This window comes from Vibrio sp. 10N.222.46.A1, assembly GCF_041473595.1.
Taxonomy (GTDB): Bacteria; Pseudomonadota; Gammaproteobacteria; order Enterobacterales; family Vibrionaceae; genus Vibrio; species Vibrio tasmaniensis_A.
Genome location: NZ_JBFRSN010001465.1, coordinates 1 through 1,047, shown reverse-complemented (window position 1 = coordinate 1,047; position 1,047 = coordinate 1). Strand labels below are relative to the sequence as shown.

Annotated in this window: 2 pseudogenes; both read left to right on the top strand. The window is 41.3% G+C overall.

The features are described from left to right. Positions 1–303 precede the first annotated feature (303 nt). Positions 304–411 (top strand): annotated as a pseudogene (locus AB4496_RS27400) (hypothetical protein); the annotation flags it as partial. A 54-nt stretch (positions 412–465) separates the two neighbouring features. Continuing rightward, a pseudogene (locus AB4496_RS27395) lies at positions 466–698 on the top strand (hypothetical protein); the annotation flags it as partial. Positions 699–1,047 lie beyond the last annotated feature (349 nt).

Below are 1,047 nucleotides of genomic sequence, written 5' to 3'. Positions count from 1 at the left end.
GACCATTAATTTATTATTAATAAATAATGATAAGGCTTAATTCTTCTCACGTCCAAAAGGCTCTCTCCTGTAGTGGCCTCCTGATCCCGGACCTCATAAATGAGGGGTTCAATGGCAAAACGACAAAGACGTACATTTTCTACTGAATTCAAAAATATATGCTGCAAGCTTGGTTCTTGACCAAGGGGGCTCCATCCCTGAAGCAGCTAGCTCTATGGAATACGTGAAACAGCTTTACGACACTGGGTCGAATAACTCAAAATTGAGCAAGGTGAGGTTACTTATCTTAGGTCTGGTTCGAAGTGGGCCTACTTAGCAGTAGTGCTTGACCTATTTAGTCGACGCGTTGTGGGCTGGCCTTTATCAGATAAGTCCAATGCTGAATTAGCATCTAAAGCTTTAGGGCTGGCTTAGGAGAAACGGGGACGGCGAAGAACATGATGTTCTATTAATATCAAGGATGCCAGGACAACTCAAAGCATGAGCCTTCGTGGTAATTGTTGGGAAAACACTCCCATAGAAGGTTATTTAGAAGCTTGAAAGCCGAGTGGGTACCAGAAACAAGCTACCTGGAACAAACTCAGGACAAGAAAGACAACGGCTATTATCTGATGAGTCCTTACAATCGGCAACGCCCTCAAGAAAATGATGGGTTGTCACCAGTTAATGGCCCTTCAGCCAGTGTCCGGTACTTTTGACCACTACACCCCCTAGAACAATCAATATTCCGCCGACCATCAAAGACCATAAGCTAACCTATTTTATTTTTTAGTGACCCAAGTTCAAGCTAGACGCCCCCAAAACGCAATGAAATCTGTACTAATAAACATTAGATTAGTAAGTACACCAAAAAATGAATAGCTGCAGCTCGATTAAGAGTTCCGATTCTTTCGTAACGAATTGAGGAATAAAAGCAAAATAACAGGCTCAAGGGATCTCGTAGACAGAGAAGAAGCAACTATATAAAACAGGAAGAATGAGAGTATTAGTCAAAAATTTATTGTTATTTAACCCTCCAAAACCCCAGTTTTAAAAAACTAAACTATC